The organism is Aestuariimicrobium sp. p3-SID1156 (assembly GCF_025144225.1).
Taxonomy (GTDB): Bacteria; Actinomycetota; Actinomycetes; order Propionibacteriales; family Propionibacteriaceae; genus Aestuariimicrobium.
Map to the genome: position 1 here is coordinate 549,716 of NZ_JALXXB010000001.1, position 18,454 is coordinate 568,169.

The 18,454-nt window shown below is 68.7% G+C and carries 20 protein-coding genes and 1 tRNA gene; 12 read left to right on the forward strand and 9 right to left on the reverse strand.

The window, feature by feature from the left end; all coding sequences use genetic code 11:
• Positions 1-13 precede the first annotated feature (13 nt).
• Both M3G03_RS02635 and M3G03_RS02640 read left to right on the forward strand, forming a co-directional pair.
• A complete protein-coding gene (locus tag M3G03_RS02635; protein ID WP_259807863.1) occupies positions 14-1,243 on the forward strand; it encodes a polysaccharide biosynthesis tyrosine autokinase in 1,230 nt (409 codons plus the stop codon).
• A gap of 225 nt (positions 1,244-1,468) precedes the next feature.
• Positions 1,469-4,882 carry a pyruvate carboxylase gene (locus tag M3G03_RS02640; protein WP_259807864.1) on the forward strand — a complete coding sequence of 1,138 codons (3,414 nt, stop codon included), beginning with the start codon at positions 1,469-1,471 and terminating at the stop codon, positions 4,880-4,882.
• Here the strand turns inward: M3G03_RS02640 and M3G03_RS02645 are convergent.
• A complete protein-coding gene (locus M3G03_RS02645; RefSeq protein WP_259807865.1) occupies positions 4,818-5,582 on the reverse strand; it encodes a hypothetical protein in 765 nt (254 codons plus the stop codon). The genes M3G03_RS02640 and M3G03_RS02645 overlap by 65 nt on opposite strands.
• A gap of 24 nt (positions 5,583-5,606) precedes the next feature.
• Here M3G03_RS02645 and M3G03_RS02650 point away from each other — a divergent pair, with 24 nt between their 5' ends.
• Positions 5,607-5,930, forward strand: a complete 324-nt coding sequence (locus M3G03_RS02650) for a hypothetical protein (RefSeq protein ID WP_259807866.1) — start codon at positions 5,607-5,609, stop codon at positions 5,928-5,930.
• Here the strand turns inward: M3G03_RS02650 and serC are convergent.
• Positions 5,849-7,009 carry a phosphoserine transaminase gene (gene serC, locus M3G03_RS02655; RefSeq protein ID WP_396121849.1) on the reverse strand — a complete coding sequence of 387 codons (1,161 nt, stop codon included), beginning with the start codon at positions 7,007-7,009 and terminating at the stop codon, positions 5,849-5,851. The two genes, M3G03_RS02650 and serC, sit on opposite strands and share 82 nt — an antisense overlap.
• Between serC and pdxH the strand changes: the two genes are divergently transcribed.
• Positions 7,008-7,655: a pyridoxamine 5'-phosphate oxidase gene (pdxH, locus tag M3G03_RS02660; protein WP_259807867.1), complete on the forward strand. Its 648-nt coding sequence runs from the start codon at positions 7,008-7,010 to the stop codon at positions 7,653-7,655. The two genes, serC and pdxH, sit on opposite strands and share 2 nt — an antisense overlap.
• On the opposite strand, the gene M3G03_RS02665 is transcribed toward pdxH, so the two are convergent.
• Positions 7,635-8,291 (reverse strand): acVLRF1 family peptidyl-tRNA hydrolase, encoded by a 657-nt coding sequence (locus M3G03_RS02665; protein ID WP_259807868.1) that lies wholly within the window; start codon positions 8,289-8,291, stop codon positions 7,635-7,637. The two genes, pdxH and M3G03_RS02665, sit on opposite strands and share 21 nt — an antisense overlap.
• A 31-nt stretch (positions 8,292-8,322) precedes the next feature.
• On the opposite strand from M3G03_RS02665, the gene nagA reads away from it, so the two are divergent.
• The 5 genes from nagA to trxA all read left to right on the forward strand — a co-directional run bounded on the left by nagA (position 8,323) and on the right by trxA (position 12,463).
• Positions 8,323-9,474, forward strand: coding sequence for an N-acetylglucosamine-6-phosphate deacetylase (gene nagA / locus M3G03_RS02670; RefSeq protein ID WP_259807869.1), 1,152 nt, complete (start codon positions 8,323-8,325; stop codon positions 9,472-9,474).
• Complete coding sequence (locus M3G03_RS02675; protein ID WP_311197445.1) at positions 9,471-10,160, forward strand: metal-dependent transcriptional regulator; 690 nt, start codon at positions 9,471-9,473, stop codon at positions 10,158-10,160. The genes nagA and M3G03_RS02675 overlap by 4 nt, the downstream gene beginning before the upstream one ends.
• Positions 10,161-10,163: 3 nt before the next feature.
• Complete coding sequence (locus M3G03_RS02680; RefSeq protein ID WP_259807870.1) at positions 10,164-11,222, forward strand: hypothetical protein; 1,059 nt, start codon at positions 10,164-10,166, stop codon at positions 11,220-11,222.
• Between the two features lie 9 nt (positions 11,223-11,231).
• Positions 11,232-12,008, forward strand: coding sequence for a class I SAM-dependent methyltransferase (locus M3G03_RS02685; RefSeq protein ID WP_259807871.1), 777 nt, complete (start codon positions 11,232-11,234; stop codon positions 12,006-12,008).
• Positions 12,009-12,091: 83 nt separating this feature from the next.
• Positions 12,092-12,463, forward strand: a complete 372-nt coding sequence (trxA, locus tag M3G03_RS02690) for a thioredoxin (RefSeq protein ID WP_259807872.1) — start codon at positions 12,092-12,094, stop codon at positions 12,461-12,463.
• 59 nt (positions 12,464-12,522) lie between these two features.
• Here trxA and M3G03_RS02695 read toward each other — a convergent pair.
• Positions 12,523-12,595: transfer RNA gene (locus tag M3G03_RS02695), tRNA-Arg, on the reverse strand.
• Positions 12,596-12,666: 71 nt separating this feature from the next.
• Between M3G03_RS02695 and M3G03_RS02700 the strand changes: the two genes are divergently transcribed.
• Together M3G03_RS02700 and M3G03_RS02705 are read left to right on the forward strand one after the other, a co-directional pair.
• The gene (locus M3G03_RS02700) at positions 12,667-14,043 is read left to right on the forward strand and encodes a UTP--glucose-1-phosphate uridylyltransferase (RefSeq protein WP_259807873.1); all 1,377 of its coding nucleotides are present in this window, start codon (positions 12,667-12,669) and stop codon (positions 14,041-14,043) included.
• A complete protein-coding gene (locus M3G03_RS02705; protein ID WP_259807875.1) occupies positions 14,036-14,383 on the forward strand; it encodes a hypothetical protein in 348 nt (115 codons plus the stop codon). Before M3G03_RS02700 ends, M3G03_RS02705 begins: the two co-directional genes overlap by 8 nt.
• Positions 14,384-14,466: 83 nt before the next feature.
• Here the strand turns inward: M3G03_RS02705 and mscL are convergent, their stop codons facing one another.
• The 4 genes from mscL to M3G03_RS02725 all read right to left on the reverse strand — a co-directional run bounded on the left by mscL (position 14,467) and on the right by M3G03_RS02725 (position 16,477).
• Positions 14,467-14,844 carry a large conductance mechanosensitive channel protein MscL gene (gene mscL, locus M3G03_RS02710; protein ID WP_259807877.1) on the reverse strand — a complete coding sequence of 126 codons (378 nt, stop codon included), beginning with the start codon at positions 14,842-14,844 and terminating at the stop codon, positions 14,467-14,469.
• Between the two features lie 119 nt (positions 14,845-14,963).
• Positions 14,964-15,557 carry an SAF domain-containing protein gene (locus M3G03_RS02715; protein WP_259807878.1) on the reverse strand — a complete coding sequence of 198 codons (594 nt, stop codon included), beginning with the start codon at positions 15,555-15,557 and terminating at the stop codon, positions 14,964-14,966.
• A gap of 58 nt (positions 15,558-15,615) precedes the next feature.
• Positions 15,616-15,891: an FmdB family zinc ribbon protein gene (locus M3G03_RS02720; RefSeq protein ID WP_259807880.1), complete on the reverse strand. Its 276-nt coding sequence runs from the start codon at positions 15,889-15,891 to the stop codon at positions 15,616-15,618.
• Between the two features lie 22 nt (positions 15,892-15,913).
• A complete protein-coding gene (locus M3G03_RS02725) occupies positions 15,914-16,477 on the reverse strand; it encodes a 5-formyltetrahydrofolate cyclo-ligase (RefSeq protein ID WP_259807881.1) in 564 nt (187 codons plus the stop codon).
• An 87-nt stretch (positions 16,478-16,564) separates the two neighbouring features.
• On the opposite strand from M3G03_RS02725, the gene glp reads away from it, so the two are divergent.
• Positions 16,565-17,863: a gephyrin-like molybdotransferase Glp gene (glp, locus tag M3G03_RS02730; protein WP_259807882.1), complete on the forward strand. Its 1,299-nt coding sequence runs from the start codon at positions 16,565-16,567 to the stop codon at positions 17,861-17,863.
• On the opposite strand, the gene M3G03_RS02735 is transcribed toward glp, so the two are convergent.
• Positions 17,860-18,454, reverse strand: a 595-nt coding sequence (locus M3G03_RS02735) for an L-ribulose-5-phosphate 4-epimerase (RefSeq protein ID WP_259807883.1), incomplete at its 5' end; no start/stop codon positions are given. The genes glp and M3G03_RS02735 overlap by 4 nt on opposite strands.

An 18,454-nucleotide genomic window follows, 5' to 3' on the forward strand; every position in this document is an offset into this window, starting at 1 on the left:
TAGTCTATCGCCCATGAAACTGGACCAGATTCTTCGCGCCGTGCGTCGCTACTGGTGGCAGGGAGCGCTGCTCGGCGCCCTGCTCGGGGTCGCGGCGGCCGTACTGCTCAGCAGTGGGCCGACCTACAAGGCGACCAACACCATGGTGTACTCGGTGGCGGGGGTCGACAAGGTGGCCGATCCCGCCGAGGGGCGCATCTACGCGACCAGTCTGGCCGGTTCCTACTCAGCCCTGGTCACCACGCCGCTCATCACGGTTCCGGTCTCGTCGGATCTCGGGGAAGGGGCCCCCAAGCCGGAAGACCTGGCGGCCAACCTCAGGGTCCTGATGCCCGACAAGAACCTCATCTCGACCCTCACCTGGGTGGGGACCGATGAGCAGCAGGCCCGCCAGATCGTGGAGGCTGCTGGCACGCATCTCAACGCCTACGTCAACAAGACCTCCGACAAGTACGACGGCAACCAGCGAGTCAAGATCGTCTCCCAGGACATCGTGGTGGCCCCCACCGGCCCGGGCAGTTCGCTGCTGGGTGACGTGCTCAAGGGGCTGGTCGTTGCCACCTTCGTTGCCCTGGCCTGGATCCTGGCCCGCGCCATCCTCGACCGCAAGGTTCGCAGCGCCGACGATGTTGCCGAGATCAGCGACAGTTCGGTCGTGGGCCGGGTTCGCGACGCCGGGGACGCCGAGGCCCTCGCGCTGGCCATGCCCTACCTGGATGATCGCGCCGCGCCAATGGTGCTGGTCACCTCCACCCATCGCCGGGAGAACCCGGCCACCACCGCCCTGGGACTGGCGAAGGGGCTGGAGTCACAGCACCCCGGCCGCGTCCTGCTGGTCGACGCCGACCTGCGCCAGGGCTCGCTCAGCCAGGACGCCCAGGGCGTCGGTCTGTCCGAGGTGCTGTCCCGGCAGGTCGCCTTTGCCGAGGCAGTGCGTCCCGCGACGAACGGAATGCCTGCGCTGGTGCCGGCCGGCAAGCTCCCGCCGAACCCCGCAGAGCTCCTCGCCTCAGGACGCCTGCTCGAGGCATTGCGCGAGCACTCCGCGGATTTCGACGCGGTGGTGGTGAACTCCGCCCCCGTCGACGACGGCAGCGATGCGGCGATCCTGGCCGCGCAGACCGGTGGCGTCCTGATGGTCGTCGGCGAGGGCAGGGTCGACAAGGAGGACCTCAAGGACTCCCTGGACCTGCTCGGCGCCGTGCGGGCGCGAATCCTGGGGCTGGTGCTCAGCCGGCGCTGAACTCCGCCTCCACCCGCACGGTCACCTCGACCGCTTCATCGTCATCGCCTGACCCATCGGGTTGACCCTCAGGCCGCTGTCAGCCACCGCCAGGAGGGCGATGAGAGTTCGACGCCCTCGATTCTGGCCCAGGCCGTGGTCAGCGCCCCGGTGGATTCGGCCTGGACCCTGATCTGCATGTGGCCATTGTCACCTCCCACCTCGCAGGGCACTAGTCTCGGAGGCATGTTCTCCAAGGTTCTGGTCGCCAATCGTGGCGAGATTGCCGTGCGCGCCTTCCGGGCCGCCTACGAGTTGGGAGCGCGCACCGTCGCCGTCTTCCCCCACGAGGACAGGGCCGCCGAACACCGGATCAAAGCCGACGAGGCCTACCAGATCGGGGAGAAGGGCCACCCCGTCAGCGCCTATCTCGACATCGCCGAGATCATCCGCGCCGCCAAGGAGTCCGGCGCCGATGCGGTCTACCCCGGCTACGGCTTCCTCTCGGAAAACCCCGACCTGGCCGAGGCCTGCGCCGCCAACGGGCTCACCTTCATCGGCCCCAGCGCCCAGGTGCTCGAGCTGGCCGGCAACAAGGTCCGAGCCATCGACACCGCCCGCAAAGCGGGCCTGCCCACGCTGAAGTCGAGTGAGCCGGGCACCGACGTGGACACCCTGATCGCCGAGGCCGACGAGATCGGCTTCCCGGTCTTCGTCAAGGCCGTCGCCGGCGGCGGCGGTCGCGGCATGCGCCTGGTGCAGGAGCGCGAGGACCTGCCCGAAGCTCTCGACCAGGCCATGCGTGAGGCCAACGGTGCCTTCGGGGACCCGACGGTCTTCATCGAGCAGGCCGTCCAGCGCCCCCGCCACATCGAGGTGCAGGTGCTGGGTGACACCCAGGGCAATGTCATCCACCTCTTCGAGCGCGACTGCTCCATCCAGCGCCGCCACCAGAAGGTCATCGAGATGGCACCGGCGCGCAACCTCGACCCCGAGCTGCGAGACAAGCTCTGCGCGGACGCCGTGAAGTTCGCCCAGTCGATCAACTACTCCTGCGCCGGCACGGTGGAGTTCCTGGTCGAGACCGCCGGCCCACGGGCGGGGGAGTACGTCTTCATCGAGATGAACCCCCGCATCCAGGTCGAGCACACCGTCACCGAGGAGGTGACCGACGTCGACCTCGTCCAGGCCCAGATGCGCATCGCCTCGGGTGAGTCCCTGGCCGACCTCGGCCTGAACCAGGACGACATCCAGGTCCGCGGCGTGGCCATCCAGGCCCGCATCACCACCGAGGACGCCTCCAACGGTTTCCGCCCCGACACCGGGGTCATCACCGCCTACCGCTCGGCCTCGGGAGCAGGAATCCGCCTCGACGGCGGCACCGTCGCCACCGGGGTCGAGGTGCAAGGCTACTTCGACTCCCTGCTGGTCAAGGTCACCGCCCACGCCCGCGACTTCGACGGCGCCCTGAACCGGCTGCGCCGCGCCCTGGCCGAGTTCCGCATCCGTGGTGTCTCCACGAACATCCCCTTCCTGCGCGCGGTGCTGGACGACAAGGACTTCGACGCCGGCAACACCTCCACCCACTTCATCGACGAGCGGCCCTACCTGCTCACCTCCCGCGCCCCGGCAGACCGTGGCACCAAGATGCTGCGCTGGCTGGCCGACGTCACCGTCAACAAGCCCAATGGCGAACCCTCCACCCTGCTCGACCCCTCGGAGAAGCTACCGGCGGGCATTGATCTGAACGCGGCGGCGCCGGCGGGCTCCAAGCAGCGCCTGGACGAGCTGGGCCCGGCAGGCTGGGCCGCGTGGCTGCGTGAGTCCGACCACGTCGAGGTCACCGACACCACCTTCCGCGACGCCCACCAGTCGCTGCTGGCCACCCGGGTCCGCACCCGCGACCTGCTGGCAGTGGCCCCCTACGAGGCCCGGATGCTGCCCGAACTCCTCTCGGTCGAATGCTGGGGTGGGGCCACCTATGATGTCGCGCTGCGCTTCCTCGGTGAGGACCCCTGGGAACGACTCGGCGCGCTGCGCGAGGCGATGCCGAACATGGCGCTGCAGATGCTGCTGCGCGGACGCAACACCGTCGGCTACACGCCGTACCCCACCCAGGTCACCGAGGCCTTCGTGGAGGAGGCCGCCCGCACCGGGGTGGACGTCTTCCGCATCTTCGACGCCCTCAACGACGTCGACCAGATGCGCCCGGCCATCGAGGCCGTGCTCTCCCGCACCGAGTCGGTGGCCGAGGTGGCGCTCTGCTACACCAGCAACCTGATGGACCCGGGCGAAACCACCTACAACCTCGACTTCTACCTGCGGCTGGCCGAGCAGATCGTCGAAGCAGGCGCCCATGTGCTGGCCATCAAGGACATGGCCGGCCTGCTGCGTCCCCCAGCTGCAGAGAAGCTGGTGCGTGCCCTGCGCGAACGCTTCGACCTACCCGTGCACCTGCACACCCACGACACCGCCGGCGGCCAGACCGCGACCCTGCTGCGGGCGATCGACGCCGGGGTGGACGCGGTCGACGTCGCCTGCGCGGCGATGGCGGGAACCACCAGCCAGCCCCCGGCGTCCGCCCTGGTGATGGCACTGGAGCACGGCGAGCGACAGACCCGGCTCAACCCCCGTGCGGTGGCCGACCTGGAGCCCTACTGGGAGGCCGTCCGGCGTGTCTACGTGCCCTTCGAGTCGGGCCTGGCCAGCCCCACCGGTCGGGTCTACCACCACGAGATCCCCGGCGGGCAGCTGTCGAACCTGCGCCAGCAGGCGATCGCGCTGGGCCTGGGTGACCGCTTCGAGCAGATCGAGGCGACGTACGCCGCGGCGAACAAGATCCTGGGTCGCCCGACCAAGGTCACGCCGAGTTCCAAGGTGGTCGGCGACCTGGCCCTGCACCTGGTGGCCGTCAACGCCGACCCGGCCGAGTTCGAGGCCGACCCGCAGAAGTTCGACATCCCCGATTCGGTGATCGGTTTCCTCAACGGTGAACTGGGGACGCCGGCAGGCGGCTGGCCCGAACCGTTCCGCTCGAAGGCGCTAGCCGGGCGCCAGACCCCGCTGCGCCAGACCGAGGTCTCCGAGGGCGATGCGGCCAACCTGCGCGAACCCGGGAGGGACCGCCAGGTGACGCTGAACCGACTGCTCTTCCCGGCCCCGACCAAGGAGTTCGACGAGGCACGTGAGGAGTACGGCGACCTGACCTCCATGCCCACCATCCCGTACCTGTACGGCATGCGCCCGGGGGAGGAACACGTCATCACCATCGACAAGGGCGTCTCGCTGATCACCGCGCTCGAGGCGATCTCCGAGCCGGACACCCGCGCCAAGCGCACCGTGATGACCCTGACGAACGGCCAGCTGAGGCCGGTGCGGGTGCGGGACAAGTCGATCAAGGCCGAGGTGGCCTCCGCCGAACGCGCCGACAAGAACAACCCGGGCCACGTGGCGGCGCCCTATGCCGGTGCGGTCACCGTCCGGGTGTCCGAGGGCGACCACGTCAACGCCGGTGATTCCCTGGCCGTGATCGAAGCCATGAAGATGGAGGCCTCCATCAATGCCCCGGTCTCGGGGACCGTCGAGCGGGTCGTGCTCAGTGGGACCTTCCAGGCCGAGGGTGGCGACCTGGTCGCGGTGCTCGCTCCTGACGGCCAGTGATGATCGGTTGGGTGGGGTCGAAGGCCGGCTGCTGACCGCGGGCGGTCTCCCACCAGACCACCACCAGGTCGGGTACCGGGGCGTCCGCCTCACGGGCCGCGCGCGTCCAGTCCGCGAAGGCGTCCAGGAAGGAGGCCAGGTAGTCAGCTCGACCGCGTTCTTCCGGGTCGACCTCGGGCAGGATCTGGGTCAGGCAGTCGTGGGTGGCCATCACATGCGCATTCTTCGCATACCCCGTCCGCATCCCCTGGGCCGGGCGAAGCGGGATGGCCAGGTCATTGGCGAGCAGGTTTCGTAGCCCCAGTTGAGACGGCAGCCCCGCCCGGGTCAGTGCGAAGTCGAAGGCCTCCACCTCGCCGGGGGACAAGGTGAAGGTGGCGGTGCCCCGGTCGCGGGCCTCCAGCCAGGCGTCGACCACCCGCCAGCAGTGGACCAGCCGCTCGCCCTCGATGTGGCACCCCTCGATGAGGGACTCCCAGTCGCGCGGGGTGGGCTGGTCGGCGGGATAGGCGATCTGCAGCGGGTCCCGCTTGAACATCGGGCCGATCTTGTGGATCAAGCCACGCGGCTGGTTCTCGACGGCGGGCACGATGAAGCGGGTGGAGGCGATCTCCCGCAACTCCGCGGCCAGTTCGGGCAAGGCCCCGAACATGTCGCGCACCTCGTGCACGCTGATGGCGTGCATCCTCAGCTCACCCATGACGACAGGGTACAGTTCGGAGAAATGAAACTCAGGACCCGTCAGGCCATTGTCACGCTGGTGTTCGTCGCACTGGTGGTGCTGGTCATTGGCGGCGCACTGGCGACCGCCGCGCCCTCCGGGACGCCCTCGGCCTCCGTGACGCCCTCGGCCAGTGCACTGCAGGATCCCGCCGAGGTGAAGGTGAGCTCCGACACCCGCCGCGTCGGCACCTTCATTGCCATCGGAGCCGCGGGCTTGCTGGCAGTCGCTGCTGGGGCGGCGACCTACGGGTGGCCGGTGCGCTCCAGCAGCCAGTCCAGGCAGCCGAGCAGGGCCGAGACATCGTCGGGGTCGACCGAGGAATAGCAGCCGATGCGCAACTGGTTGCGTCCCAGCTTGCGGTAGGGCTCGACGTCGACGATCCCGTTGGCGCGCAAGATGCGGGCCAATGCGGCGGCGTCCACCTGGTCCACGAAGTCGATCGTGGCCACCACGGGCGAGCGGAACTCGGGGGCCACAAAGGGGGCGGCCACGTCGGAGGACTCGGCCCAGGCGTAGACCCGGCTGCTGGAGTCGGTGGTCCGCTGGGTGATGAAGTCCATCCCACCGCAGCCGAGCATCCAGTCGAGCTGTTCCTGCAGCATCACCAGGGTGGCCAGGGCGGGGGTGTTGAGGGTTTGGTGCTGGGCTGAATTGGTGATCGCCACCTGGAGATTCAGCGATTCGGGTATCCAGCGGTCGCTGCGCTCACCCACTCTTGCCGCCCGCTCCAGCGCTGCGGGGGAGAAGAATCCCAGCCACAGCCCACCGTCGGAGGAGAAGTTCTTCTGCGGGGCGAAGTAGTAGACGTCGGTCTGGGACAGGTCGGCGTCCATGCCGCCGGCGGCACTGGTGGCATCGACCAGCACCAGCCCTTCGGCGTCGGGGCGGGTCACCGGGGCAGCCGCGCCGGTGGAGGTCTCGTTCTGGGCCCAGGCGTAGACGTCGGCGTCCGTCGGTTCCGGCAAGGTGCTGGTGCCCGGTTCGGACTCGGTGATCGCCGGCTCGGCCAGGAAGGGGGCGCGGGCTGAGGCGGTGGCGAACTTCCGGCTGAACTCTCCGTAGACGCCGTGAGCGCTGCGATTCTCGACCAGAGAGCAGCAGGCGGCGTCCCAGAAGAAGCTCGACCCACCATTGCCGAGCACGACCTCATAGCCGTCCGGAGCGGAGTAGAGCTCGGCGAGGTCGGCCTGGATGGTGGCGACCAAGTCCTTGACCGGTGGTTGGCGATGTGACGTGCCCATCAGGGGGCTGTCACTGACTGCGCTCAACGCCTCGGGCCGAATCTTCGCGGGGCCACTGCCGAACCGGCCGTCCCTGGGCTTGAGATGGGCTGGGATCGTGAGCTGTTCGGGGGCCGCCATGCCATTGAATTCTGCCACGGCGCAGAGTTGGATGGGAGCCATGACCACCGACCTGCATGCGGCCCGACGCGAGTACCAGGGTGGGGAGCTGCCCCCGCGGATCGAGGACCCCTGGGCCTTCCTCGCGGGCTGGTTCGGGGAGGCGCTGGCGGCGGACATCGAGGCCTCCGCAATGGTGCTGTCGACTGTCGACGCAGATGGGCAACCGAGTTCGCGTGTTGTCCTGGCCAAGGCCTTCGGACGCGACCTCGGCCCCGGCGGCGGGGTTGACTTCTACTCCGACCTGGACTCGCGCAAGGGCTTGGCCATGCAGGCCAACCCCAAGGTGTCGCTGCTGTTCTATTGGCCCGCGCTCAACCGGCAGGTGCACATCGAGGGCCAGGTGCAGCAGAAGCCGGTGGCCGAGGCCGAGGAGTACTTCCACCAGCGACCGCTGGCCTCCCAGGTGGCGGCCGCGGTCTCGAAGCAGTCCGAGCCCCGGGAATCGCGGGCCAGCCTGGTCCACGAATTCGAGCAGGCCGCCGAGCGCTTCGGGGAGGGGCCAGTTCCTCGACCGCAGGGGTGGCTGGGCTGGCGTGTGCGCCCGGACCGTTTCCAGTTCTGGCAGGGACTGCCCAGCCGCCTGCACGACCGGGTCGAGTGCCGCCGCGACGGGGAGGGATGGACCTCAGGGCGCCTTGACCCGTGACTGTGCCCGCGCGTTGAGGTCGATCGGCACCGCGCGGACCGTGGCGACGAATTCGCGCAGCACCTCCTGACGGGGGTCGGGCACCGGCAGCACCGGATGCCGTGATCGCAGCGCCACCAGCGGCGCCAGCCGACGGTCCGCCAGGACGGCGGCGATGAACGAGGCGTCACCACCGCAGACCACGGCGTCCAGGGTGGGCGCTTCGGGCAGCAGCCGCTCGATCGCGCGCTCGATGGTCTCCTCGACGGCGTGGGCGGTCTGGTTGCCCCGCCGGCGGGCGTAGCGCTGCTGGGACCAGCCACCCGCCTTGGTGCGCCCCTGCACATAGGTCCTGTCCACCTTGGACGCCTCCAGTTCGCTGCCCCGTGCGATGCCCACAGCATGGGCACCCTTGCGCCCCAGGAGCAGCCCCACCCGGCGCTCCCGAGCGAGGTGGCGGAGGAAGGCGCCCGGTGAGGCATCCTCGGGGGCATGCTCCCACTGGTCCACCAGGGTCGCCTTGGCGCCGTCCTCGGCGCGCGCGAGCATCGAACCGGAGCTGACGGTGAACTCCGTGCGTCCATGGGACTGGCGGAACCGATCGAGCCAGCCGCCCAGCCGCTCGGGGGCGACGAGCACGCGACGGTCGGAAGGCATGCCGCCACGGTAGCCCCACTAGGCTGGGCGCATGCGCATCGCCTCCCACAAGGTCGTCACTGGCACCACCGGACCCGAACCCCGCCCGCTGACCCTGGTGGTCGAGGGGGAGCGCGTCGTCGAGGTGGTCGAGGGCATCGAGCCCGACGCCGACCTGGTCGAGGAATGGATCGTCCCCGGCTACGTGGACACCCACTGCCACGGGGGCGCTGGCGCCGACTTCAGCTCGACCGATCCTGACGCAGTGCGGCGCGCGATCGACTTCCACCGAAGCCATGGCACCACGACCCTGTTCGCGAGCACGGTGACCGAGGCGATGGACGAGGTCATCGCCCAGATCGAGCGGATGCGTCCGCTGGTGGAGGCCGGTGAACTGGCCGGCATCCACCTGGAGGGGCCCTTCCTGTCGCCGGAGAAGAAGGGTGCCCACAACCCTGACCTGCTTGTCGATCCCCGTCCTGAGTACGTGGAACGCATTCTGGAGGCCTCCGGTGGGGCTGTTCGGATGATCACCCTGGCCCCGGAGCGGGAGTTCGGCCTGGAGGCGTTCTCGACGTTCACCGAGAACGGGGTGGCAGCGGCCTTCGGGCATTCGGATGCCGACAACCGGGTCGCCAAGCAAGCGGTGGATGCCGGTGCCAGCATCGTCACCCACCTGTTCAACGCGATGCGTCCGATCCACCACCGCCAACCGGGCCCGGTCCCGACGCTGCTGGACGACGAGCGGGTCATGGTCGAGCTGATCTGCGACGGTACCCACCTGGATGCCGATGTCATCGCCATGTCCCGGGACGCCGCCGGCATCCACCGGGTCGGCCTGGTCACCGATGCCATGAGTGCGACCGGTCAGCCTGATGGGCGCTATGACCTGGGTTCGCTGAAGGTCCAGGTCACCGATGGGGTGGCGCGTATCCTCGCCGACGACGGGACGCTCGGAGCGATCGCCGGGTCCACCCTCACCATGGACCGAGCGGTGGAATACGTGGTCACCCACTGTGGTTGCGAGGTGGGGGAGGCCGCCATCATGGCTGCCACCACTCCCGCACGATGGCACGGGCTGGCCGAGGTGGGCGAGCTTGCTCCCGGGCGCTACGCCGACCTGTGCGTGGTCGATGACGGGGCTGGGCTGCAGCGGGTGATGCATCGTGGACGCTGGATCGAAGGGGCAGGGGAAGGCGCATGAGCGAGCTGATTGACACCACCGAGATGTACCTGCGGGTGGTCTATGAATTGCAGGAGGAGGGCATCCCCCCAATGCGGGCCCGTATCGCCGAACGGCTGCACCAGTCCGGGCCCACCGTGTCCCAGACCGTGGCGCGGATGGAGCGTGACGGTCTGCTGGTGCTGGACAGGGACCGTCGCATCAACCTGACCAGGGAGGGCCAGCAGTTGGCCGAGGCCGTGATGCGCAAGCATCGTCTGGCCGAACGGCTGCTCACCGACGTCATCGGGCTGGACTGGGAACTGGTCCACGCAGAGGCCTGCCGGTGGGAACACGTCATCTCAGAAGAGGTCGAGCAGAAGCTCTTCCACCTGCTGGAGGACACCAGCTTCTCCCCCTATGGCAACCCGATCCCGGGACTGGCCGCCTTTGGGGCCGAGGGCCGCGCCGAGGGCTTCCGCGAGGGAAACCACCCCTTCACCGAACTGGCCCCGACCGATGGCGTGGTCATCGTCGTGCTGGAGCGTATGAGCGAGATGGTGCAGGCCGACGAGGAGACGCTGCGCGGGTTGTCCGCCGCGGGCATTCGTCCGGGAGTGCATCTGGAGCTCTCGGTGGTGGAGCAGATCCAGCTCGCCGTGGCGGGTAGGGAGCCGGTCGCCGTGCCGGACTGGGTGGCCGAGGGCCTGTTTGGGCGTCCGGCCTGAGCGATGGCCATCGACAACGCCGGCCTGGTCTCCCTGGCCGAACAGCACTGGTTCGACGCCTGCGAAGCGATGCTGCGCCAGCGCATCGATGCCGGGGACCAGGACCGCGCCCTGGCCCTGGCCCATCGGCTTGCGTCGATCGGGCATCGCGTGATCTCGCTGGATGCCGAAGACTTCTACGAGCTCTCCCAGCAGGTGAAATCGGCCCGGTGGGCCCCGCGCCTGGCGAAGTGCTCCTTCCCCGTGGAGCCGCGTGCTCGTGAGCGTGGGGCGCTTGGCTCCCTGGTGCCGCTGTACGAACTGATGCTGGAGGTCGTCCAGCTGCGCTCCCAGCGCCATGAACCGCAGGCCCTGGTGGTCACCGCCCATTTGATCGGGGAGTACCTGTGCCAGCTGGCCTGGGAACCGCGTCTGGGTCATGCCGGGGACCCGTTGAAGCTGCCGCGGAATGTCGGCCAGCGCTGGGGGACCGATGACCCCGAATGCCCTCACAGCTCGGCCATGCGCGCCACCGCCAAACGTGCGGTCAACGCCGGGCAGGGCGACGTCAAGGGGTTCACCAGCTATCTGGACCGCTTCCACTCCCGGCTGGGCGACACCTTGGCCGTGTGCGGGATGAACCACGCCACGATCGCGGCCGGGGAGCGACCGGATGTGGGCCCCACCTGCCCCAACCCCTGCCGCTGGGCGGTTGCCGGCTCGCTTGATGACCGTCGCGACCTGGACGCCCGGCTGCGGCTCAGCCTGATGTACCTGGAGTCCCCACTGGTGGCGCTGCGTCACCATGCCCCCGTGGGCCACTTCTTCGGCGTCCCCTCGATCACGGAGATCAGCGATGGCTGGCTGCGGACCTGGGAGAAACTCACCCAACAGTGGTCCGATGGGTCCAACCCGCTGGTGGCCGCCCTCGAGCAGGGCAACCACCCGCGCCCCACGGGGGAGGCGCTGCCCGGGCTGTCGCTGCTGGTGTCGGTGGTCGCGGGGCGAGCCATCCAGCCCGGCACGCTACTGCGTGACATCGCTGCCGACATCGTCAAGACGCTGTCGTGGTCCGCGACGTAGGCTGGGTCAATGCCTTCCTGGATGGAACCACCCGCGTGGTTGGAATACCTGGACCGTTTCCACGGGGAGCGCCCCGGCGTGGCCGCCGAGGTTCTGGGACGCTGCCTGGCCGGCGGTGACAGCCCCCACACCTGGCTGGCGCGGGCGGTCTCGTCGTCGTCGGGAAGGGTCATCGACATCGGCTGTGGCGCCGGACCGATGTCACGCACGCTGGCCTGCGAGGGACGCACCGTCATCGGGATCGACCTGTCGATGCAGGAACTGAGGGAGGCGACGCGGCTCGGCCCCGGGCCCTGGGTCCGCGGGGATGCGCTGCAGCTGCCCATCGCCGATGAGTCCGTGGACGTGGTGGTCTCATCCATGGCGCTGGCTGTGATCGAGCAGACCGGCCGGCTGCTGGACGAGGTCTGTCGGGTACTGCGCCCCGGCGGCATGTTCGCCGCCACCGTGCCCACCTATCGCCCGATCAACGTCACCGACATGAAGCTGCTCTCCCGGCTCACCGCACGGCTGGGCGGGCCGCCCCGGTTCCCCGTGCGACTGGACATGTCGCTGGGGCCGCTGCTTCTCGCGCACGGTTTGCGCAAGGTCGAGGACGCCCGGGAGCGCTACTACTTCACGATCCGCAGCCGAGCGGACGCCGAACTGCTGCTGCGGGCGCTCTACCTGCCCATGACCAGCACCACCAGGGTCCAGCAGGCCACCGACTGGCTGGTGGCCCAGGTGGCCCGGGGGGGTGAGCTCCAGGTCCCGATCCCCATCCGCCGCGTGGTGGCCGTGAAATAGTGACTGGCCAACAGTGAAGGGAATAGGCGTCGCCCCGGCGTCGTTGACAAGGCGTACTGCTGAACGAACAGAGAGGAACGTTCATGGGCGGCAAGACCGTTGAACTGACTGCACAGAATTTCGCCGAGACTGTGGAGGCCAATGACATCGTCCTGGTGGACTTCTGGGCCGGATGGTGTGGCCCTTGCATGCGCTTCGCCCCGATCTACGAGGCGGCGTCCGATCGCCACAGCGACGTGACCTTCGCCAAGCTGGACACCGAGGCCGAGCGTGACGTCGCCGCGGGCATGGAGATCTCCTCCATCCCGACCGTGATGGCCTTCAAGCAGGGCGCGCTGGTCTACCGTGAGGCCGGCCTGCTCAATGCCGGCCAGCTGGACAAGCTCATCGAGCAGCTCAAGGAGCTCGACGTCGACAAGCTGAAGGCTGAGGCTCAGGGCCAGCCGCAGGGCTGATCTCGCGTCTGGAATGCCACAGGCCGCTCCCGATCCGGGAGCGGCCTGTGCTGTTGCTGCGACCCTGGCGCGATTCGAACGTGCGACACCCGCTTTAGGAGAGCGGTGCTCTATCCACTGAGCTACAGGGCCCGGGACCCGTCCAGCTTAGTGCCGCTGGGGAGCCCGACCAAGTCGGCCCGGCGCCAACTAGGGTGGGGATCATGAGTGAGAACGGACTGAAGCACGCCCAGGAGAAGATGCGTGGGGACGGCCTGCCGGAGGCGTCCATCAAGGTCTTCACCGACTACTACCACCAGCTCGAATCGGGCCAGACCGGCCTGATCCGCGAGGACAGCATCGAGCCGTTGCTCGACCCGCCGATGCTGGAGGACGTCGAGATCGACGATGCTGCCGCACGGGCAGCCTTCGACCAGACCGTCATCATCAAGCTCAACGGTGGTCTGGGCACCTCGATGGGTCTGGACCGCGCCAAGAACCTCCTGCCCGTGCGAGACGGGCTCACCTTCCTCGACATCATCGTCCGCCAGGTGCTGTCCGCCCGCGAGAAGTACGGTGCTCGCCTGCCGCTGCTCTTCATGAACTCCTTCCGCACCGCGGAGGACACCGAAGCCGCGCTGTCCCGGTACGACAACCTGCCGGTGGACGGTCTGCCCCTGGGCTTCCTGCAGAGCCGTGAGCCCAAGCTGCTCGCCGACACCCTGGAGCCGGTCGAATGGCCCGCTGACCCCAGCCTCGAGTGGTGCCCGCCCGGTCATGGCGACCTCTACATCGCGCTGTCCGCCTCGGGCATCCTCGACAGGCTCGTGGAGGCCGGCTACCGCTACGCCTGCGTCGCCAACGGTGACAACCTGGGTTCGGCACCCAACCCGCGCCTGGCCGGTTGGTTCGCACAGTCCGGAGCCCCCTATGCCGCCGAGGTCTGCCGCCGCACCGTCAATGACCGCAAGGGCGGCCACCTGGCGATTCGCAAGGCCGACAACCAGCTCATCCTGCGCGACACCGCCCAGACCGCCCCGGAGGAGATGGACTTCTTCACCGACGAGCACCGGCACCCCTTCTTCCACACCAATAACCTGTGGTTCGACCTGCGCGTACTGCAGCAGACGCTGCGTGAGCGCGACTCGGTGCTGGGGCTGCCGATGATCCGCAATGAGAAGACCGTGGATCCGGCCGACAAGACCTCCCCGAAGGTGGTCCAGATCGAGTCCGCCATGGGTGCTGCCGTCGAGGTCTTCGAGGGCGCCACCGCGATCTGCGTCGGGCGCGACCGCTTCCAGCCGGTGAAGACCACCAACGAGCTGCTGCTGCTGCGTTCCGACCTCTACGAGCTGGACGCGGACTACCTGCTCCAGGCCACCACTGACCACCCGGTCGAGGTGAGCCTCGACGGGGACTACTTCAAGCTGGTCGGTGATTTCGACGAGCGCATGCCCGACCCGGTGTCGCTGCGCCGGGCTGAGTCCTTCACCGTCAAGGGCGACTGGCGCTTCGGCAAGGACGTCTCCGTGGAGGGTGAGGTCCTGTTGGAGACCCAGGAGCCTGCGAGCGTCGACGACGGGACCGTTCTGCGTGGCTGACTGGCCGCGCGTCCTCGGACTGGCATTGACTGGTCAGGACCTGGGGCCGGGTGGGGGTGAGCAGTCTGCCGCTGAGGTGGTGGACTGGCTCGCCAACCACGGGTGGGATGCCGAGCGGCTGGACGAGCACCGCCGGGGAAGGCAGCTCGCGGAGCGCCCCTGGCCCCACCAGGTGCCGGGGGACTGGGTCGACTCCTGGGCGCGTTACGGCGCGCTGTTGGCGGAGGTCAGGCGAGTGGCCGGACTGACCGGTCTGCACGCCACCGTCCACGAGGGCCCCAGGGTACTGGGCCCGGCCGAGCGCAGGCTGATGGCCGACAAGCCACCCCACCACCTCTAGGAGCCCGGGACATGCTGAAGCCCACGCCGCTCCGTTGAGGCGTGGGCTTCGGTGGTGTTGCGGGGGCTACCCGCCACTGTGGATCAGTGGAGGTTGGTGGTGCCGTTCTGGCGAGCGAGGATGTCGCGGATCTCGGTGAGGAGCTCAGCCTCGGACTGGGCCTCGACCTCCTCCTCCTTCTTGAGGCGGTCACGCATCGCCTCGTAGGGCTTCACGACGAAGAAGTAGACCAGGAAGGCCATCAGCAGGAAAGCGACCAGCGCGGTCAGGAAGGGACCGACCGAGACCAGGCCAGCCGGCTGGAACTTGTCGAAGTTGGGGGCGCCGCCAGCCTTGGCCAGGAGCTCGATGATGATCTTGGTGAACGCGGTCACGACGGTGGCGAAGGCGCCGCCGATGATGAAGGCGACGGCAAGCTCAACGAGGTTGCCGCGCAGAATGAATTCCTTGAAACCCTTCACAGGAGTCCCCTTTCGTGGTTGGGCGACTGCCCCCTTCGGGAGCACAACGGAGCCGCACCAAGCGGATACGTTACGTGAGGGGATCAGGCCGTTCCAACTCGACACCGGGCGGGTCGGGCCTAGCCAAGAGTGATTGACAGGGTCGGGTTCGAGGTCCAGGACCCGAGCCGGATACCAGTGGCCTCATCCACATCGACCACGATGAGGGTCTCCTCGTCGGTGCTGGGAAGGGCCGCCACCCGGACCCGTTTCGCCAGCACGGTGGGTACTCCGGCGTCGTCGACGGTCAGCACGGAGACCAGGTCGCCGACCCGCAACAGCCCCGCGACCCCGGCATCCTGGATTCGGAAGGGGACCAGCATCCGCCCGGGCCGGGCACGTTGGGCCTGGACCAGGTCGGAACGATCGAGTGGCATGCCGCTACTCGCCCCGGTGGCCATCAGTCGGCCCAACAGCGGCTCGGTGGTGCTGAAGGCTCCCCGCGGGACCAGGGCGACCGGGTACTGACGGATCTGCAGGTCCTCAGCGCGCAGCCGCGTACCAGGCTCCAGCTCGCGGGCCGCCACCACCACTGTGGCGGTGGCGGGAGGGGCGGGGGAGAGCACCGACAACGTCGCCAGGATCGCAACCCCGGCGGCCACCGCCGCCAGGAGTCTTCGGTGCCAGCGCAGGGCGTGGCGGAGCCGTGAGGTCAGGGCAGAAAGATCGGTCACTCCCGGATCATGGCGTCCACCAGAAGAAATCGACCCGTTGTCCACAGGCCTATTCGCGCTACTTGTCCGTCGAGGCGCTGGAGGAGGTGACCTCCTTGGCCGGGGTGGAGGCGGGGATTTCCTTGGTGGGCTTGGAAGAGTCGATCGCCGTGGTGTCCTTGCGGCTGTCGGTCTTGTAGAACCCTGCACCCTTGAAGACGACGCCCACCGCGTTGTAGACCTTGCGCAGCTGTCCGTGGCACTCGGGACACTCGGTCAAGGGATCGTCGGTGAACTTCTGGACGGCCTCGAGGTCGTGTCCGCACTCGGTGCAGCGGTACTGGTAGGTGGGCATGGCGGACAGTGTAGCCAGCGATTCAGCAGACCTCGTACACGCCCGATTCGGTCACGATGCAGGACACCCGGATGTCATGCGGTTCAGTCGGGACGGAGTCGAAGAGTTCGGACTCGTTGAGCGGCAACCACACCTGGGCATCGGGACGCGCATGGGTCAGCGCCCGGTCGTACCAGCCGGCGCCCGCCCCCAGCCGGGTTCCGTCCCGACCGGCAGCGAGCCCGGCCACGATGATGATGTCGGCTTCGGAGAGCGTTGCGGCGGGCAGCACCTCGCCGACCGGCTCGGGCACACCGTGCTCACCCTCCCGCAGCCGCGAAGGACCCCGGTAGGCAGCCCAACGCGGCTCGCGTCCGCGCAGGGCCGGGGCCAGGATCCTGTGCCCCCTGCGCCACAGGACCGCGGCCAACTCGCGGGTGGAGGGTTCACCATGGCGGGACAGGTAGGTGGCGATCACGGCATCGTGGGGAACCATGGGCAACATCAGGCGGGAACGGCGCACGTCGCGCTCGCGGGCGACCTCCTCGTCCAGCGAATGCCGGTGGGAGCGGGCGTCACCGCGCAGCTGCCGCTTCTGGCTGGCCACCGCGAAGTCGACCCTTCGCACCCCGGATGAATGAGACCCGGGGTGTGGGCCGTGCTGAGTCGGTGCCATTCACCTATCGTAAAAGTCATGCGACTGTTCGGCAGGAAGAAGGAGATTGTGGAGCAGGCGGCCCCCGAGGTACGCCCCCAGCTCCCCCAGGGACCCGAGGTCGGGCCGCTGGGCATGCGGGCAATGGCCGACCATCGCAACTACCTGCTCTCCCTGGTCGAACCGCTGCCGCCCTTCGGCATGCTGCTGCTGGACGCCCTGGGCCTGACCCTGTGCGAGGACATCACGGCGCCCTACCCCCTGCCCCGCGCGACCATCGCCTCGGCGCAGGGGTATGCCGTGCGCAGCGAGGACCTCGACGGGGCCTCCCACGACAACCCGACCCGATTGGACATCGTGCTGGACCCCGGTCTGGACCCGCTGCAGCCCGGGCAGGCCGTGGTGATCGACGAGCACCAGGTGCTGCCCGAAGGCGCCGATGCGGTGCTTCCTGCCGCCTTCGCCGGCGCCGGCGAGCGCGGACTGCACGCCTGGGAACCCGTCGGTCCCTCCGAGTACGTTCGCGAGGCGGGCAGCGATGTCGACTACGGGCAGGAGATCGCCCACTTCGGGCAGGTCCTCGAACCACGTCTCATCGCGCTGTTGGCTGGCAATGGCATCGACAAGGTGATCGCCCGCCCGCGACCCAGGATCGTGGTGGTCAGCACCGGCAAGGACCTGGTCGAGCCCGGCCAGCAGTTGCCCGATTACCGACACATCCATGACGCCAATGGCTACATGCTGGCCGCACTGGCCCGCGGTGAGGGCTGCCAGGTCTGGCGGATCGGGGTGGTCTCCCAGGACCCCGACGAGGTTCGCGAAACCATTTCCGACCAGCTGATTCGCGCCGACCTGATCGTCTGCACCGGTGGCTTCCGCGAGGGCGACGGCGACCTGCTGAGCAAGGTGCTGCCCTCGCTGGGGGCAGTCGACTTCGCCGAGGTCGCCATGCAGCCCGGCCGCACCCAGGGTTTCGCCCTCATCGGTGAGGACAAGGTCCCGATGGTGATGCTGCCCGGCGACCCGGTGGGCGCCTATGTGTCCTACCACGCCTTTGTGCGACCGCTGATCCGCAAGCTGATGGGCATGGAGCAGTTGGTGCAGCAGCCGGTGCGGGCCATCACCCGCAGCGTCATCCGCTCGGTGCCGGGCATCTTCGAGTTCGCCCGGGCCTCACTGGCTCAGGAGGGCCACACTCGGTTCGTTGAGATCCAGCCCGGACGCCACGAGGCGAACCTCAGCGACCTCTCCCACAGCAACGCGCTGGTCTTGTTGGACGAGGGCACCGAGGTCATCGACCCCGGTGCCCAGGTGTGGTGCTGGCCGCTGGAGGCCTAGCGCTGGCCGTAGACGGTCTGGTAGCGCTCGTACAGCCGGTCGACCATGTCCTGGGGGAGTGGCTCGACGGGGCCGAGCTGCCGGGCGATGTGGACGGTACGGGCAACCTCCTCGCACATCACGGCGGCCTTGACCGCCGCCTTCGCATCGCGTCCGATGGTGAAAGGCCCGTGCTGGGCCATCAGGACTGCCGGGGACCGGTGGTCGCGCAGCGTCTCGACGATGCCGCGACCGATGGAGTCGTCACCGATGATCGCCAGCGGACCCACCGGGATCGGCCCGCCGAACTCGTCGGCCATCATCGTCAGGACGCAGGGGATCTCCTCCCCCCGTGCTGCCCACGCCGTGGCATAGGTGGAGTGGGTGTGCACCACCCCGCCCACCTCGGGCATCTGCTGGTAGACGTAGGCATGTGCGGCAGTGTCGGAGGAGGGGCTCAGCCGTGCGGGCGTCCCGTCGTTGATTTTGGCGCCGTCGAGGGTGCAGACGACCATGGACTCGGGCGACAACTCGTCATAGGAGACGCCTGAGGGTTTGATGACGAACAGCTCCGGCTGTCCGTCCTCGACCAACGGGACGCGTTCGGAGACA

Bases quoted from the DNA above. Each gene is read 5' to 3' on its own strand.
- M3G03_RS02635 (WP_259807863.1), top strand. From the start codon at position 14: ATGAAACTGGACCAGATTCTTCGCGCCGTGCGTCGCTACTGGTGGCAG.
- M3G03_RS02640 (WP_259807864.1), top strand. From the start codon at position 1,469: ATGTTCTCCAAGGTTCTGGTCGCCAATCGTGGCGAGATTGCCGTGCGC.
- M3G03_RS02645 (WP_259807865.1), bottom strand. From the start codon at position 5,582: ATGGGTGAGCTGAGGATGCACGCCATCAGCGTGCACGAGGTGCGCGAC.
- M3G03_RS02650 (WP_259807866.1), top strand. From the start codon at position 5,607: ATGAAACTCAGGACCCGTCAGGCCATTGTCACGCTGGTGTTCGTCGCA.
- pdxH (WP_259807867.1), top strand. From the start codon at position 7,008: ATGACCACCGACCTGCATGCGGCCCGACGCGAGTACCAGGGTGGGGAG.
- serC (WP_396121849.1), bottom strand. From the start codon at position 7,009: ATGGCTCCCATCCAACTCTGCGCCGTGGCAGAATTCAATGGCATGGCG.
- M3G03_RS02665 (WP_259807868.1), bottom strand. From the start codon at position 8,291: ATGCCTTCCGACCGTCGCGTGCTCGTCGCCCCCGAGCGGCTGGGCGGC.
- nagA (WP_259807869.1), top strand. From the start codon at position 8,323: ATGCGCATCGCCTCCCACAAGGTCGTCACTGGCACCACCGGACCCGAA.
- M3G03_RS02675 (WP_311197445.1), top strand. From the start codon at position 9,471: ATGAGCGAGCTGATTGACACCACCGAGATGTACCTGCGGGTGGTCTAT.
- M3G03_RS02680 (WP_259807870.1), top strand. From the start codon at position 10,164: ATGGCCATCGACAACGCCGGCCTGGTCTCCCTGGCCGAACAGCACTGG.
- M3G03_RS02685 (WP_259807871.1), top strand. From the start codon at position 11,232: ATGCCTTCCTGGATGGAACCACCCGCGTGGTTGGAATACCTGGACCGT.
- trxA (WP_259807872.1), top strand. From the start codon at position 12,092: ATGGGCGGCAAGACCGTTGAACTGACTGCACAGAATTTCGCCGAGACT.
- M3G03_RS02700 (WP_259807873.1), top strand. From the start codon at position 12,667: ATGAGTGAGAACGGACTGAAGCACGCCCAGGAGAAGATGCGTGGGGAC.
- M3G03_RS02720 (WP_259807880.1), bottom strand. From the start codon at position 15,891: ATGCCCACCTACCAGTACCGCTGCACCGAGTGCGGACACGACCTCGAG.
- glp (WP_259807882.1), top strand. From the start codon at position 16,565: ATGCGACTGTTCGGCAGGAAGAAGGAGATTGTGGAGCAGGCGGCCCCC.